The sequence below is a fragment of the Pseudomonas sp. Teo4 genome, from assembly GCF_034387475.1.
Lineage (GTDB): Bacteria > Pseudomonadota > Gammaproteobacteria > Pseudomonadales > Pseudomonadaceae > Aquipseudomonas.
In genome coordinates this window covers 37446-51209 of the sequence record NZ_JAXCIL010000001.1, presented here as the reverse complement: position 1 = coordinate 51209, position 13764 = coordinate 37446, and the positions used below count along the sequence as shown (strand labels likewise).

General features: G+C 59.4%; 24 protein-coding genes. 7 read left to right on the top strand and 17 right to left on the bottom strand.

Annotation, left to right across the window (positions count from 1 at the left end; all coding sequences use genetic code 11):
- Positions 1-67 precede the first annotated feature (67 nt).
- From PspTeo4_RS00305 to PspTeo4_RS00225, 17 genes are all read right to left on the bottom strand, one after another.
- Positions 68-436 carry an HNH endonuclease gene (locus tag PspTeo4_RS00305; protein ID WP_322361845.1) on the bottom strand — a complete coding sequence of 123 codons (369 nt, stop codon included), beginning with the start codon at positions 434-436 and terminating at the stop codon, positions 68-70.
- Complete coding sequence (locus PspTeo4_RS00300) at positions 427-606, bottom strand: hypothetical protein (RefSeq protein ID WP_322361844.1); 180 nt, start codon at positions 604-606, stop codon at positions 427-429. Before PspTeo4_RS00300 ends, PspTeo4_RS00305 begins: the two co-directional genes overlap by 10 nt.
- A 60-nt stretch (positions 607-666) precedes the next feature.
- Positions 667-990 (bottom strand): phage holin, lambda family, encoded by a 324-nt coding sequence (locus PspTeo4_RS00295; protein WP_322361843.1) that lies wholly within the window; start codon positions 988-990, stop codon positions 667-669.
- Between the two features lie 311 nt (positions 991-1301).
- Positions 1302-1601 (bottom strand): hypothetical protein, encoded by a 300-nt coding sequence (locus PspTeo4_RS00290; protein ID WP_322361842.1) that lies wholly within the window; start codon positions 1599-1601, stop codon positions 1302-1304.
- 110 nt (positions 1602-1711) lie between these two features.
- Positions 1712-2179, bottom strand: coding sequence for a gas vesicle accessory protein GvpU (gene gvpU, locus PspTeo4_RS00285; RefSeq protein ID WP_322361841.1), 468 nt, complete (start codon positions 2177-2179; stop codon positions 1712-1714).
- Positions 2180-2347: 168 nt separating this feature from the next.
- Positions 2348-2737 (bottom strand): antiterminator Q family protein, encoded by a 390-nt coding sequence (locus tag PspTeo4_RS00280; protein ID WP_322361840.1) that lies wholly within the window; start codon positions 2735-2737, stop codon positions 2348-2350.
- Positions 2734-3021 carry a hypothetical protein gene (locus tag PspTeo4_RS00275; RefSeq protein ID WP_322361839.1) on the bottom strand — a complete coding sequence of 96 codons (288 nt, stop codon included), beginning with the start codon at positions 3019-3021 and terminating at the stop codon, positions 2734-2736. Before PspTeo4_RS00275 ends, PspTeo4_RS00280 begins: the two co-directional genes overlap by 4 nt.
- On the bottom strand, positions 3014-3391 hold the full coding sequence (locus tag PspTeo4_RS00270) for a Lar family restriction alleviation protein (protein ID WP_322361838.1): 378 nt from the start codon (positions 3389-3391) through the stop codon (positions 3014-3016). Before PspTeo4_RS00270 ends, PspTeo4_RS00275 begins: the two co-directional genes overlap by 8 nt.
- Positions 3388-4770, bottom strand: a complete 1383-nt coding sequence (locus PspTeo4_RS00265; protein ID WP_322361837.1) for a replicative DNA helicase — start codon at positions 4768-4770, stop codon at positions 3388-3390. Before PspTeo4_RS00265 ends, PspTeo4_RS00270 begins: the two co-directional genes overlap by 4 nt.
- The gene (locus PspTeo4_RS00260; protein WP_322361836.1) at positions 4767-5567 is read right to left on the bottom strand and encodes an ATP-binding protein; all 801 of its coding nucleotides are present in this window, start codon (positions 5565-5567) and stop codon (positions 4767-4769) included. Before PspTeo4_RS00260 ends, PspTeo4_RS00265 begins: the two co-directional genes overlap by 4 nt.
- Positions 5548-6303 carry a helix-turn-helix domain-containing protein gene (locus PspTeo4_RS00255; protein WP_322361835.1) on the bottom strand — a complete coding sequence of 252 codons (756 nt, stop codon included), beginning with the start codon at positions 6301-6303 and terminating at the stop codon, positions 5548-5550. Before PspTeo4_RS00255 ends, PspTeo4_RS00260 begins: the two co-directional genes overlap by 20 nt.
- Positions 6300-6530, bottom strand: coding sequence for a hypothetical protein (locus PspTeo4_RS00250; protein WP_322361834.1), 231 nt, complete (start codon positions 6528-6530; stop codon positions 6300-6302). Before PspTeo4_RS00250 ends, PspTeo4_RS00255 begins: the two co-directional genes overlap by 4 nt.
- Positions 6527-7177 (bottom strand): hypothetical protein, encoded by a 651-nt coding sequence (locus PspTeo4_RS00245; protein ID WP_322361833.1) that lies wholly within the window; start codon positions 7175-7177, stop codon positions 6527-6529. Before PspTeo4_RS00245 ends, PspTeo4_RS00250 begins: the two co-directional genes overlap by 4 nt.
- Positions 7171-7953: an ORF6N domain-containing protein gene (locus PspTeo4_RS00240; protein ID WP_322361832.1), complete on the bottom strand. Its 783-nt coding sequence runs from the start codon at positions 7951-7953 to the stop codon at positions 7171-7173. The genes PspTeo4_RS00245 and PspTeo4_RS00240 overlap by 7 nt, the downstream gene beginning before the upstream one ends.
- Entirely contained in the window at positions 7950-8240 is a 291-nt protein-coding gene (locus PspTeo4_RS00235; protein ID WP_322361831.1) for a hypothetical protein, read from the bottom strand. Before PspTeo4_RS00235 ends, PspTeo4_RS00240 begins: the two co-directional genes overlap by 4 nt.
- Positions 8237-8554, bottom strand: coding sequence for a hypothetical protein (locus PspTeo4_RS00230; protein ID WP_322361829.1), 318 nt, complete (start codon positions 8552-8554; stop codon positions 8237-8239). The genes PspTeo4_RS00235 and PspTeo4_RS00230 overlap by 4 nt, the downstream gene beginning before the upstream one ends.
- Positions 8555-9023: 469 nt before the next feature.
- Entirely contained in the window at positions 9024-9314 is a 291-nt protein-coding gene (locus PspTeo4_RS00225) for a Cro/CI family transcriptional regulator (protein WP_322364774.1), read from the bottom strand.
- Positions 9315-9425: 111 nt separating this feature from the next.
- Here PspTeo4_RS00225 and PspTeo4_RS00220 point away from each other — a divergent pair, with 111 nt between their 5' ends.
- From PspTeo4_RS00220 to PspTeo4_RS00190, 7 genes are all read left to right on the top strand, one after another.
- Positions 9426-10190 carry a LexA family transcriptional regulator gene (locus tag PspTeo4_RS00220; RefSeq protein WP_322361827.1) on the top strand — a complete coding sequence of 255 codons (765 nt, stop codon included), beginning with the start codon at positions 9426-9428 and terminating at the stop codon, positions 10188-10190.
- A gap of 139 nt (positions 10191-10329) precedes the next feature.
- Positions 10330-10725 carry a response regulator transcription factor gene (locus PspTeo4_RS00215; RefSeq protein WP_322361826.1) on the top strand — a complete coding sequence of 132 codons (396 nt, stop codon included), beginning with the start codon at positions 10330-10332 and terminating at the stop codon, positions 10723-10725.
- A 90-nt stretch (positions 10726-10815) separates the two neighbouring features.
- Positions 10816-11127: a carbon storage regulator gene (locus PspTeo4_RS29715; protein WP_416196889.1), complete on the top strand. Its 312-nt coding sequence runs from the start codon at positions 10816-10818 to the stop codon at positions 11125-11127.
- Complete coding sequence (locus PspTeo4_RS00205; protein ID WP_322361825.1) at positions 11114-11449, top strand: hypothetical protein; 336 nt, start codon at positions 11114-11116, stop codon at positions 11447-11449. Before PspTeo4_RS29715 ends, PspTeo4_RS00205 begins: the two co-directional genes overlap by 14 nt.
- Positions 11446-11589, top strand: a complete 144-nt coding sequence (locus PspTeo4_RS00200; RefSeq protein WP_322361824.1) for a hypothetical protein — start codon at positions 11446-11448, stop codon at positions 11587-11589. The genes PspTeo4_RS00205 and PspTeo4_RS00200 overlap by 4 nt, the downstream gene beginning before the upstream one ends.
- Positions 11586-12362, top strand: coding sequence for a hypothetical protein (locus tag PspTeo4_RS00195; protein ID WP_322361823.1), 777 nt, complete (start codon positions 11586-11588; stop codon positions 12360-12362). The genes PspTeo4_RS00200 and PspTeo4_RS00195 overlap by 4 nt, the downstream gene beginning before the upstream one ends.
- A 187-nt stretch (positions 12363-12549) precedes the next feature.
- On the top strand, positions 12550-13740 hold the full coding sequence (locus PspTeo4_RS00190; RefSeq protein ID WP_322361822.1) for a tyrosine-type recombinase/integrase: 1191 nt from the start codon (positions 12550-12552) through the stop codon (positions 13738-13740).
- Positions 13741-13764: the final 24 nt, after the last annotated feature.

Here is a 13764-nt window from a genome sequence, read left to right as displayed (position 1 = left end):
AGGGCCTGAACTTTTGACCCTCCCCCTCCCCGGCAACGAGATTTCGTCTCATTTGCGTCGTTTTCGGTCATTTTTTGACCGTTTTCGACTCCCGCTGTGTCTTCGCCTTGTGGCACTCGCGGTTGATCGCCCGAAGGTTGTCATCGTCGTCAGTGCCGCCGTGAGCCAGGGCCACGATGTGGTCCACCTCGTGCGCCTCTCGGATTCGGCCATGCTGGGCACAGTCGTCACACCGACAAAGGTACTGGTCGCGCTTGAGGATTCGTTCACGCTTGCGCCGCCATGGCCGACCACCACGGCCTGATCCCTTGCGGGTCGCCCAAGCCTTGGCCTGCTCGGCAGCCAGGTCGGCATGACCATCGCAGTAGCCATTGCCGTTGCGGTGCAGTGTTCTGCACCCTGATGCCCTGCACGGGCGCTGAGGCCTCATCGGCATGGCGCACCACTCAGGTAAGTCTGTGGCGAGGCATCAGGATCGACACCACCTTCATCCGCCAGGGCTTCGATCAGCGCCAGGTTCTGGGTTGCGATCTGCTCCAGCAGGCTGGTCTGCTTCTTCTGCTCGGCCAGAATCTGTTCGAGCAACGAGACTGCGCGCTCGCTCATAAGCCACCTTTGTCCATTTGTTGATCCATTCGCGCCGACGGGCGCATCCGCTGCAGGCCATCAGCCTTCCACCTTCTTGCTCATGAACCGGTCGGAGTACTCACGCAGCTTCTCTACCCCTATGAAGCCGACCAGACAGCCAGCGAAGACAGAGAGGTTTGGCGGCAGCGCGAAGTACTCCAGCACTGGCAGCAAGCTGATGGCGATCAAGCCGCAGATGGTGCCCTCAAGGACGATCTTGCGGCCGCGACCGCCGCCGTAGATGACACGACACATGGCCACGGCAGCAGCGATGCCGCCGGTGTACAGCTGGGGTTGGTGCGCTAACACCCAGGCAAGCACAGCGGCCCACAGGCCAGGATCCTTCTCGGGCATGTTTGGCATCTCGGTTCCTCCCTCTTGGGGAGCGCAATAGGTTCGGCCCCAAGCAGCACTCCCAGCTCGGAGCGATGGGTGTGGTGGAGCCGAAAACGAAAAAGCCCCGGCAAATGCCGAGGCTTGGAATAGGATGCGGAGGGCTGGTGCTTTCCGGCTTGCTGGTCTAGATCGCTGGGTCACGTACCCCAGGCTCTCATCGCGGAGCCAAGCCGGGAGCGCACGGCTTTGATCGACGCCGCTACCAACTTAGCCCAGCAGCCTGGGCACGTCATCCGCTTAAACGAAAACCCCGCTTGAGGCGGGGAAGGTGCAGAAATTTAGCATTTAGCCAAAAAAGGATTATCTCGGATGAGCTTCTTCTTGAGGATGCCGTCCAGATACTCATAACCGTTCCAGGTGACTCGAACAATGTGGCTGGTATTGCCCTTCGTCTCAAGGTAACCGGCATCAGCTAGCAGATACACATGACCTTCGATTACGTAGGCTGGCCACTCCTGCTGCTTGTCTACCGACAAGTCGTTATACAACTCAGCTACCGAAAGACTTAAACGCCACTCCGAAGTGGCAGTAACGCAGTAGTGAAGTATTGATGCAAGCAAATCGGGGCTTCTTTCCATAGTTTCCTCGTCAGCGCTGACTGCGCAGCAAGATGGTATCCGAAGGGGTCCGTAAAGCAAAAAGCCCCGGCATGCCGAGGCCATTTATGAATGATTCTTGCCCCCAGTCACTAGCTGCTACCTAGGCGCCCAATCGAGAAGCCGTCAACCGAAGCGATTTTTCCTCTCCAGAGTGTCCCGTTGGTTGGCAATGGATCGTTCCTGCCGTTATAGAACCGGGCGTCGCGCATATGGATGAACTGAGAGGCGATTGGTCCTCCGCTGGGAGGAGTTCTTTCCGCCAAAAGCTTCGCTACAGCATCCACTCCGGGGTTTTCGCCAGGTGCTGAAACCTCAACAACACTGTCGATTACACGCTGGAAATATGTCTCGCTGGAGATCAGATAACCTGAAACCAGCGCCCCGCCGACCATCAAAGTAATACCCATCTCCACCCCACCTTCGTTCGCGAGGTGCACCAAATGCTGAAGAGTATCGTCGACTCCTCTGCCGTGCCACGAACCGTGGAGCAGCACAGGATCAGATAAGTCATCACGCAACTCTTGGATCAATTCATCGTTGGTAGGATCGGTTTTCATCTAGCGGCCTCTTCCGTGGTCGAAGCCTTACCTATATCGCACTCGCCAAACGTTGAGCAATAAAAAGCCCAGCCATTACTGAAAATGACTGGGCCTAGATGTCTCGTTGCGTTGCAAGCTGGACACGCTGCTATGAAAACAGGTGTTTATCCGCCCGCATAGAACTATTTACGCCGCCTCTCGAATTTCTTCGAGCGCGCAGTCGATCCATGCAACGCCAGCTTTGATGATCTCCCGCGCCTTTCGCTCGGACATGCCCGCTTCCCTTCCGACTCGCATGGCTGGATGCTTAGATCCGTAGTAGGCCCACACGAAGTCTCCCATCTGCTGGTTGCGTTTTGTCAGCCTGGCTACGGCGCCATCAATGACCAGCGCCAGGTCGTCGGTGATCACATGCTGGCGGCCGCCACCTTCACTGGGAATGTTGTCACGCATGAGTGCGTAGAGCGGCGACACGTAGCGGGGCACGCCCATCTCGCACATTCGCCACCAACCCCACTGCTCGAGCATGTACTCGGTATCGCCCAGCGCCTTGTCTACGTAGGTCCGTTTCTTCATGCAGCCCTCCGGGGCGTTGGGTCAGCGTCCAGGCCGAATAGCTCGCGCAGCAGCTTGTCGGCGTGTTTGTTCTTGGCGTTGCCTTCGGTGATCCAGCCCTTGGCGAACTGCTCGAAACCCACGTTGGCGCGCGCGGCGTGCCAGTCAGCCACGATGTCCATCAGGGCCGCTGAAGCGATGCGGCCGTTGTTCTGCTCCAGCAGCACACGATTGCCTACCTTGAGGAACTTGCATTCAACGGCGGTCAGACTTTTGCGCGGCAGAGCCGCAGTGACGTTACTCATGGCCAACTCCTATCTTGGATTGTTGATCGCGCACCTTCCTTGGCCACAGGGTCAGCCCCTTCTGGTCGCCGGCGTCATAGCAGGCACGGGCCTTCGCGTGGCGGTTGTTCCAGCTCTCCACGGCGATCCGCATCACATCCACCACCTGCAGGTCATACAGGTGCTCGAACGTGCCCAGGGTCAGCGTGTCGATGTTCGGCCCCTGCGCGCCGCAGTCGTGGCACCAGACGTGCGCCGAGATCGTCGGGAATTCGTCAGCGGGATCAAAGGTGTGACCCTCGAAAATCTCGGTACCGGCTTCATCCTTGGCCGTGATACAGGGCGGCCCTTCGCAGAACGGACAGGGCGCCAGCTTGATTGGCTCGATCACAGGCCGCCCCCCTTGTACCGCTGGGCGTAGCTGCCGCGGCCGGCCTCGACCTCGTCGTCACTGGGCAGCGAGCCAGCGAAGTTGGCGAACCGCCCATACTGACCTTCCTGCTGGACGATGCAACTGCCCACGCGGGCGTGCCGGCACTTGGTCATCAGGATCTCGGTCAGGCCGTTCTGCCCCTCCTCGGTGTCCATGTCGCGGTGAACCATGAGGATGCAGCTTGCGTCAGCCTCAATCTCGCCGGAGTCGCGCAGGTCGCTGGACTGGGGCTTCTTGCCGACTCGTTTGGTTGATTCGCGGTTCAACTGCGCCAGCTCAATGACCGGGATGGCCATTTCTTTGGCCAGCTGCAGCAGGGCCTTGCTGATCTTGCCCACTTCCTCGCTGCGGCTGCGCCCGGCGCGATCGCCGCGCACGAGGGTTAGGTAGTCGACCACGATCCCGGCCAGGCCATGCTCGCGCTGGCACTGTCGCGCCGTGGCACGGATGGTCGCCGGGGTTTGCACAGGGTCGTCGCAGACGAACAGGGGCGCTTCCAGGGCCTGGGCGACGGCCGCTCCCATCCGAGCCCAATCGTCTTCGGCCATCTTCGACGGGTTATCCAGCTTCTGCAGCGAAACACCGCCCAAGGAGGCGATGGCGCGCAGCCCCAACTCCTCACCCGGCATCTCGATGGAGAACACCAGCCAGGGCTTACGCTCCTTGACGGCGTTGTGCTGGGCGATTTGCAGGGCCAGCGTAGTCTTGCCGCTGCCCGGCAGGCCGGCGATCACCGTCACCTTCTTCGGGCGGACGCCTTGGGCCAGCTCGTCCAGCTTGTCGAGCCCGGTGGCCGGCCACTTGGGCGCGACCCCGCGGTGCTTTTCGTCCACCAGGTCAGCAGCATCGCCCATCCACTGGTCAAGCCGCTTGAAGGTCTTGGTCTCACCGTCCAGGTCGCGCAGGTCGGCCATGGCCTGTTGCGATGCCGCGATCACGGCATCGGTAGGTGCGCCATCCTGCACCATCGCCTGCGCCTGGCCACCGATATCGATGATGTGCCGGATCACCCCCCACTCCTTAACGTGCTTGGCGTAGGCCTTCCAGTTCGCCACTGAGGGCACCTTGCTGGCCAGTTCGGCCGCATAGGCGATCACCAAGTCGCCGCTGGGCAGGGTGCGCCGGACCGTCCCGACAGTCACCGGATCAATGGGCATGTTCCGGTCGCGGCACTCCGACATCGCTTCGAACAGGGCGGCGTTGTCGTGGCGGTAGAAGTCACCGGAGGTCATCTGGCCGAGAATGTCCTCGACCAAGCCTGCGTTGTGCTGCAGGCCGGCCTGCAGGACTGCGCCGAGAACGCCATGTTCGGCTTCATCACTGAATAGCTCCCTCATGCCACGGCCCTCATCGAGGACCAGGTGAAGCCAACCTGCTGGCCTCCGTTCTGCCGCAGGCGGTCCAGTGCACGGGCGCCGATGTAGCTTTGCAGTCCCTCGGGGGCCAAGTTCGAGATCAGCACTGTCGGTCGCACGGCCTGGTACCGGCGATCGATGATGCTGTGCAGCAGCCCCAGCTCGTACTCGCTGCCCTTCTGGCAACCGATCTCGTCGATCACCAGCAAGTCCAAGCCGGCGAGGTGCACCACCACGTCGTGGTCGTTGTAGCCGGAGCCAGGCGCCATCGATGCACGAGCAATACTCACGATGTCCCCGGCTGGGATGATCAGCGCCTCGCCGCGGTCAGCCACCACCGTGCGGACGATAGCGCTGCCCAGGTGCGTCTTGCCGCAACCGACATTGCCGGTCAACAGCAGGCACCGGCCGGCCCGAAAGTTGGCCGGGAACTGGTCGGCATACGCCCAGCACTTGGCCAGAGCCTTGCGCTGCGGGTCGCTCTCAGCGCGATAATTGTCGAAGGTGGCTTCGGCGAATCGCGGCGTGATACCGGCGCCGATCAGCGCAGCCATGGTCTTCTCGGCCTTGTGCTGGGCATTGGCCAGGATGTGCGCTTCCGAATCGCGTGGAGCCGTGTGCATGGCCTCCCAGGCGCAGCGCTTGCAGCCACGCGCCATCATCGATCCGTCCAGTTGCTCGACTTCGCTCATGTCGACCAGGCCATGCACGGCGCACTCGCCAGAGAAGATGCGCATGAAGGGGCGACGGTGGAACAGATCAGAAATTCGAACGGCCATCGTGGCTCTCCTGGTACATGTCATCGGTGTGGTGCGGGAGGTTGTTGAAGGCTCCGCCTTGAACAGTGGCGCCAGCCGGCTGCAGAACGTCGTGCCAGCGCTCGCCGTTGAGCCAGGTGGCGGCGTTCGGGACGAACTGTCCGCCCTGCTTGGTCCAGTCGGGGGATATACAGTGCTTGGCTAGGGCCGCGGTCATGACGGCCTGCAGGTCTGCGTCGGGGTTGATTTTGCTCCAGGCCTTGAAGGCGTCTTTGCGGCTCTTCTTCTTGGGATATAGCTTCCAGAATTGCTCGAATGCGGCGTCCACTTCGCTGCCTGATACGGGTAAGTCTTTAACCCTCTTTGTATTACTCATAGATGTATTACTCCCCTTCGTGTTTTCCGAAGGGGGTTCACCGCCTTTTCCGAAGGGGTTCACAGCGTTTTCCGAAGGGGTCTTCGGTTTATCGAAGGGGTTCGAAAGGCGAAGCCGGCGCTCGACAACACGCTTGCCGACCCTGATCTGGTCGATGGTTATCAAGCCTCGCTCTGCCAGCCCGCTGATGATCTCGGACACGCGGGATACCGACAGGCCGAAGAAGTCAGCGAAGTGGGCGTTAGTGGCGAAGCAGCCGCGCACGTCATCCTCGAGGCTGCCGATCTCCACCAGCATCACCTTCTCGTTTGTAGACAGCGAGTGGTCCAGCCACAAAGAGGCCGGAATCCACACGCCCTGGAACTTGCGTTGTGTGCTCACAGCTCAAGCTCCTCTGTCACGCGACGCACAAAGGCGTCGTAGCTCTCGGACATCTCGAAGCCATTGTCTTCCATAGCCCGCCGACCAGCCTTCGCCAGTTCGTAGATCGTCCAGCGCTCGCGCTCTGGCAGTCCCTTGAACTGGGTGTAGGTTGGCCAGGGCCCATTGATGATCGTTGCGCCAGTGCGCCGCGGGAGCGCCTGGACTGGGTTCGAGGTCGTTGTCATTGGAGGGTCTCCGATGAGGGACCGGTGCTATCCGTCAACGGGTTAATCTGAACAAGCTTGGCGTCGGCGAAGGGCGAGCCCGGGCCGAACAAATTAGGCAGGTCTTCCTTGGGTGCCGTCCTCAGCCAATTGGATACTGCGGCAAAGCAAGCCTCGAACAGTGGGCCGCCCTCCCCCCAACGGTCTGAGCTCCGATCTGCGCTGTTTTCCAGGCGCTCGACGTAAATCAGATCTGCTAGGCCGCGATCCAAATCACTGATATCCAAGCCATGGCGATGAACAGGGTTGACGCCAAGCAGATCAAGCAGCGCGCCAAGGCCGATCTTTTCGAAGGCCTCGCCGCGGTCATGCAGCAGCATGTTTCCAATGCCGGCCAGGAGCCCCTCGACCTGATCAAGCTCTTCCCGACGATGGTCATTAGCTCGCTGTTTGAGCTCTGCGATCTGCATCGGGGCGCCGGGCATTTCGACTTCGAAGATCCCGGCCTGACGACTGAACGTACGGCGCTCGGCCCAAATCTCCTTGCGGTGTTGGCCGGCATTGCGAGCTACGTGCTGGATCAAGATGAACTTCACCTTCTCGGAAACCCCAGGCTTCTCGCAGATCTCTACCATCTTGCGGACTTTCGCAGCGTTCAGTTTCAGCATGGTTGTTCTCCAGCAGCGCCGAACAGTTCGGCCAAGTCAATTTGGTAAACGGCTGCCCAGGCGGCAGCCGGCCAGGAGCGAACCCAGCCGAATCGAAGGTCTTGGACTTTTGGGGCGGATACCCCATGGCTGTCGCACCAGTTCTTGAGCGGGCGGAAGCCCTGGTTACCGAAGCTTCGGCGGGCGGCCTTCTCCACCGCCGTCACAGTGGCGTGCTGACAGCCCCTGCCAAGTTCGCTCTCCAAGTGCATGACCTTGCGTACAGCGGCTGATGCGGTGGCCATGGCCGTGGCTTCTCGCCGGCTGCCGATCTCCGCCTTGGTGGCAATCGCTTGGTCACGCTGCTCCAGCGCCAGCTGCTCCGAACGCTTCGAGGCCAGCAGGTGCTCAAGGGCGGTGATGTAGTCGGTGGGGAGCGCAGGACACAAAGCAGGTGCGGGCCTGAAGTACTGTTCCACCAGTTGCTCCTGGACCTCCCATGCCAGATCGTCGGTGAAGGCCTTCACCAGCATGAGGTAGCCACGCTCGGTCATCAGGACACCTTTGGAAGTCCTTGGAGCGAACGCCTGTGCAATCGACTGCGTACGAATATCGTCCGCAGTCACCTCGAAGAAATGGCGCCCGAGGCCAAACCGGTCCCGATGCTCGTTGAAGTTCCGGCGGGCCGTACCCTCAGGTCGCTCATGCACCTGATCGATCATCGCCAGAGTGACGACGCGCTGGCCACGGTATTCGACGACGGGTAGCTGAGTGTTATGGATGCTGACCAGGTTCATACAGCACCTCCCGCGCCACGATTTCGGGAGGTTGGCTTTTGTGGCGCGGAGTGGTCTTTATGGATCTGCCTGAAGCGCTCAATTTCACTGTCTACGCCAGAGAAACCGGTATCGTCGAGGTACTTAGCCAGGCTCGCCAGCCCATCTGCATGAAGGCCGCGGTCATGGATATGGCTCAAATGAACGGCGCGCACCAGAGAACTCAGCCATACCAGGTTGTCTTTGGCGGCCATGAGCTGGAACTCGGCCTCGGCCGCCAAATCTGCAACAGATGGGGAGGCAGTCATGGCTGTACCTCACCGCTCTGGATAGCGTATTGAGCGCTACGAGTGATCGTCGTTGCGATATCAGCCAACAAGCTCAGTGCGCGCAGCTCATTCAGGTAGACGCCTTCGCCGTAGTTGACGCAGAAAGCTAGTCGCTCAGTGAGCTGGCGGAGGCCTTCACTTACATCTGCTGCGTACTTGAGGCCTTCCAGCATAGGGACGTTCGCATTGATGCGGAACAGATCTGGATCGCCCATGTTGGGCTGGCCAAACTCCATCTGATTGAGAGGTGGCAGTTGCGCCGGCCAGGGCGCGGTGGTATTTTCTGCTTTCATCGTTTTGTCCTATCTGAAGACAAAGTGGTACCCAAGCCACCAGGTGCGAACTGGTAGCGACTTAAAGGCTCAGCTAAGGCTGGGCTTTTTTGTGCCCGGTGTTTTTTAGTCCACCATTGCACAAAACTCAGATATGCAACCCCAGTGTCCTGGAGTGCTTAGGCCTACCCTGGGCGGGTCGGCGGAATAGAAATTTGCGCGCGCATATCACACTCCTTCGAAAGCGCAAGATGCGCTTGTGGTGTAGTCCAGGGAATCGACAGTACTCAGAATTCGAGGGCCTATGGAGGGCCGTCTGCTCTTACCCCTAATAGTGGATAGGTACTGCACCAAATCCCGGGTCTTACCTGCCCTGTAGCGAACTATTTTTCATTCCTACCGGTCTGGGCTTTTAATCGGGTTCAAGGAACGCCCGTCAGCCACAGAAAGATTTCGCATGCGAAATCTTTCTGTGGCCACACACCCGAGCTCACTCGGCGCCCCCGGTACTGTTCGGATGAACAGAGGGTTTGCCCGTCTCCACGGACAAAGCCAACTGGCGTATCGTTTCATTCAGGGTAGGACCACAGGTAGCCTCCCGATCCTGCCGAGAGGGAAACGAGCGCAACTCAATGGCAGCAAAGGAACCGTCGGTTTGTTGCGCAACGTAGACCGTACGCCCAATCCGGATAGCCTTACTCAAAGCGCCTTGCGTCATGCCCAGAAGGGATGCTGCATGTGGCTGCCCGTGACCCTTAGCGAAATCTTTCAGGGGGACCATGGTCATGGTCTACCTCCAGCTGGTACTTTGCCGAGATAGTACCTTTGGCATTTATTACTTGCAATACCTATGGCATTTGAATGGTATTACTATCGGGAATATTATTGGACGATGAAAAAGCCCCTACCCTCCGATCGAAAGGAAGAGTGCCAAAGACTCAAGGCGATCTTCGATGGCAAAAAAAAGGAGCTGAAGCTCACTCAGGAGAAGCTTGCGCACCTCTTGGGTATTAACCAGAGCTCTGTTAGCCATTATCTGAACGGCGTGAACCCACTCAACGCCTCAGTCGCCGCAGCCTTTGCCAAGATTCTTGGGGTATCCGTGTGGGATTTCAGCCCTCGCCTTGCGGAGGTGATTGAGTCCTTTGCGGCCATGCAGGTAACTGCGGAGTCCTTTAAAGCAACCTGGTCTCGCAGCGCCAAAGTCTTGGATGCGATTCCTCACGAGCAGTATGTGCTCATCCCCCAGTTCTTGGACGACAACTCATTTGTTCCTGGGGTGAATGATGAGCACGTGGGCCTTACTGAGGGAATGTTGTTTCGGCGCGGTTGGCTTAGGGACGCGGGCCTACATTACCCAAACCTCCGGATCTTGTACGCTGTAGACGACAGCATGGCTCCTCATATCACCCATGAGGACGTGGTCATGATCGACACATCCAAGAAAGCTCTTGAAGATGGGAAGATTTTTTTGATCAGGCGCCCTGATGGTAAAACCAGCATCCGGAGGGCCTTCCAGATGATTTCTGGCGGCTGGGCGCTGAGGTCTGACAATCTGGATAAGCAGAGGTACCCCGATGAGACGCTTAGTAGCGGGGCTGCCGATGGGCTTCCAATTATCGGCCAGATAGCTTGGAGGGGAGGAAGCGCAAGGTGAACAAGTCGTAAAGACAAGCTGAAACCGCTTACGAGCGGTTTTTTTGCGCCTCATCGAAAAAATATTACCAAAGGCATTTACACGATAAATTGCCTTTGGTAATTTTAATTCGCCAACTCACTGCATGGAGCAAGCCAGCATGACCACACAAACCATCACTGCTAGCGGCTGGACCGGTTTTCTCGGCATGGGACTTGCTCCGCGCGAGCTTGAGGCGACTCTCCATGCAGCAAACGATCTGACCCAAAAAGAAATTGCGCGCCTGATGGGCATCAGCCCCAAGACCGTAGAAAAGCGCATTGAAGACGCTCGCCTCAAGCTTGGTGCCAAGACCATGCGCGGCCTGGTTATTGAGGCATTCAAGCGCCAGATCATTAGCCCGGCAACAACCGCCCTGGCCCTGTTGATGGCCGTCCACGGAATGCTAGGAGACGACCAAGCAATGCGCATTCGCCGCGGCGGTAACGGCGGCGAGCGAAAAATTGAAACCCGTGTTGCCACGCGACGCGCCGAGTGCGCACTGGCGATTGCGTAACACTTATAGCCTGACCTGATCCTTCCCTAATTTTTGCGAAAGCCAACAACCGCGGCGGGCCACCGGCTTGCCTGAAAAAGGAGTTTGAGCATGTTGATCCTCACCCGTAAGACAGGCGAAGCCATCAAGATCGCCAACAACATCACCTTAGTCGTGCTGGGCGTCAAAGGGAGCCAGGTTCGCCTGGGCATTGAGGCGCCGCAAGGCGTAGCCGTCGACCGCAAGGAAATTGCCGAGCGCAAGGCAGCTGGCTTGCCACGGCCGGAGCTAGCAGTTGAGCCGGTAGCGGCGCAGGACGAACTGTACGGGAACCGCACCGAAGCCGAGTGGCGCCAGCTGTTGGTGGAGGAACAGGAAGAGCGTGAAGCCCAAGGTCAGGAGCAAGCCAATGACGCAGCCTGAAAAAATCACTTTGGTGCTGCGCGCACCTGAAGGTGGCGGCCTGGGGCAGGTCATGCACTTCACCAAACTCGGCGCCCATGTCTCAATCGGCAGTGGTCTGGCAGTAATCGCCGGCGCCAGCGAGGGCGATCTGCAAGCCAAGCTGACTGAGCATGAGGCCCAGCTGCAGGAGGCCGACGTGCTGCTTCGGGAGGCGATCGCCTACATCAACGACGACCTGACCAACGTCGAGTATCGGGACATGCTTCTCGCCCGGATCGATAGGCTCCTTGATCGTGACCAGGTGCAGCAGACGGAAAAGCTTCGGGGGCAGGAGCCATGAGCCAAACAGGCCTTCTCCTGCTGCTGTGGGATGCCCTGCAACAGCGAGAAACCACCTTCGGACAGGTCCTCGACCTGTCCGCCGCTTGCGGCCTGGACGGGCGCCGCGTACTGGCCGACCACTTCCGAGAGAATCCATGATCAAACACCGCGCAATCAACCCTGCCGCCCTACCCGCTATTGGCCAGCCCCTGGGCGGCGGCTTCTACGCCGGGCGCCTGTTCTTCGACGGTGCCGAGCACGCCGTCATCGACTCCGGGCGCGAGTTCGAGAGCCAGGCGCAGTGGCAGGACCAGCCTGGCGCCCGGATCACCGTCCGGGGCGCGCAATCGCGCTTCGACGGCTATGCCAACACCCTGGCCATGGCCGAGGCCGGCAGCGCGATCGCGAACAAGGTGCTGGGCATGACCATCCGCGGACAGCGTGGGTGGTACCTGCCGAGCATCGAGCAACTGCAGGTTATGCGGGCAAATCTGCTGCAGTTGGATGACTGGGGCCGGTACTGGACGATACAACGGGAAGGCGGGCCCACGCAGGCCTTCACCAAGGCGGAATACTGGTCCAGCACGCAGAACGCCTCCGGCAGCTCCTGGTACCTGCACATGCTGCCTTGGTGCGTGCCGACTACCAACTGGGCCACCAAGTACAAGGGCATCCGCCCGGTTCGCATGCTGCTGATCCGACAAGACGCCTATGTGCATGCCCATTCGAGCGACGCGGCTTTGCCAGAGGCTGATCTGCGAGGTTTGGCCAACCAGCAGGCCGTGGCCACCGTGCTCGAGCGCTTCGTGAACGAGGATGCCGGGAAGTTTTACGGGCGTACCGAAGCGCTGGTGACCGAGCTCGCGGCGCTGGCCGCCGCTGTCGCTACAGATCAGCGTGACAACCAGAACCTGACGCGTCAGGAGGAATAGAGATGGCAGCAGCAGAGAATCTGGCCAACAACCATGTGCACGACAAGGTCACCGAAAAGCGAATGGGCGAGTTGGTGGGGTGTACGGCAAAGGCGCTTCAACGTAAGCGTGAGAAAGGCATCATCCCCAACTGGGTGTGGATGAAGATCAACGGCAGGATCATGTACAGCAAAAGGAGATATGACGAATGGATCGAAAGCCTGTGGACCTGCCGGCCGGAGTCGAGCTTGTCGGGCGCTCAATCCGAATTCGCTTCACCTGGAACAAGAAGCGGTGCTGCGAGACGCTCCCCCTCCCTCAGACCGCGAAAGGGATCGCAGCAGCAGCGAGTCTACGTGCTCAAGTAAAGGGGCTGGACAAGCTCGGCGCTCTGACAGCAGAGAAGTACGCCGAGCTGTTCCCCAATACCCGCAGCGTGGTGGTGCAGGAGCAAACTACGCCGATCTTCTTCGATTACGCGCAGGACTGGCTCAACAGTTTGCAGATCGTTGAGGGTACCCGCAAGAACTACAGGTCCGCATTGCAGGTGTATTGGATTCCTTACCTGGCCGAGCTGCCGATCGATACCATCACGTCGGTGCGCCTGCGCAAGATCATGAACGAAATCAAGTGGACTTCACCGGTCCGCCGCAAGGGCGTGGTCGGCCTGCTGGTGTCGATCTTCCAGCAGGCCGTAACTGACGAACTGATTGTCCGAAACCCTGCCCTGACTATCCCAGGCGCAAAGGTGCCGAAGCGCGAGGTTGACCCCTTCACCAAGGAGGAGGCGGATTCGATCATTGCCCATCTATACGAGACTACGAGCGGCATAACGGCGATCTATGCAGCCTATTTCGAGTTCTGTTTCTACACCGGCATGCGGCCGGGAGAGGTGATGGCTCTGCGCTGGAGCGAGATCGATAGGCGCGGAAAGACAGCGCACGTGTGCCGAATTCAGATCCGAGGCGTGATCCAAGACCGCACCAAAACGAAGCGTGCCCGGAAAGTTTTATTGAACGATCGAGCAGTGCATGCGCTCGAAAAAGCCAGGCCGCTCACCGAGGCGCGTTCAGATTACGTGTTCGCCCCCAGTGGGACGGGTGACCGCTCGGAAATGTACATCAGGTCCGAGACGAGTCAAAAACGTTACTGGCAGGCAGCTTTGCGGAAGCTTGGGATTAGGCGCCGCAGGATGTACGACACTCGCCACACGTACGCGACCATGTGCCTGATGGCCGGCATGAACCCGGCATTCATCGCCGCGCAACTCGGGCACAGCGTGCAGGTGCTGCTCTCCACGTATGCCAAGTGGATCAACTCGCCAAACGACTGGGCAGAGCTTGATAAGCTGAAAGCGCTGGAAAGTGGTACGAAAGTGGTACGAGCTAAAAGCCAGTAACGCCAAGAGTGCCGAAACTCAAAG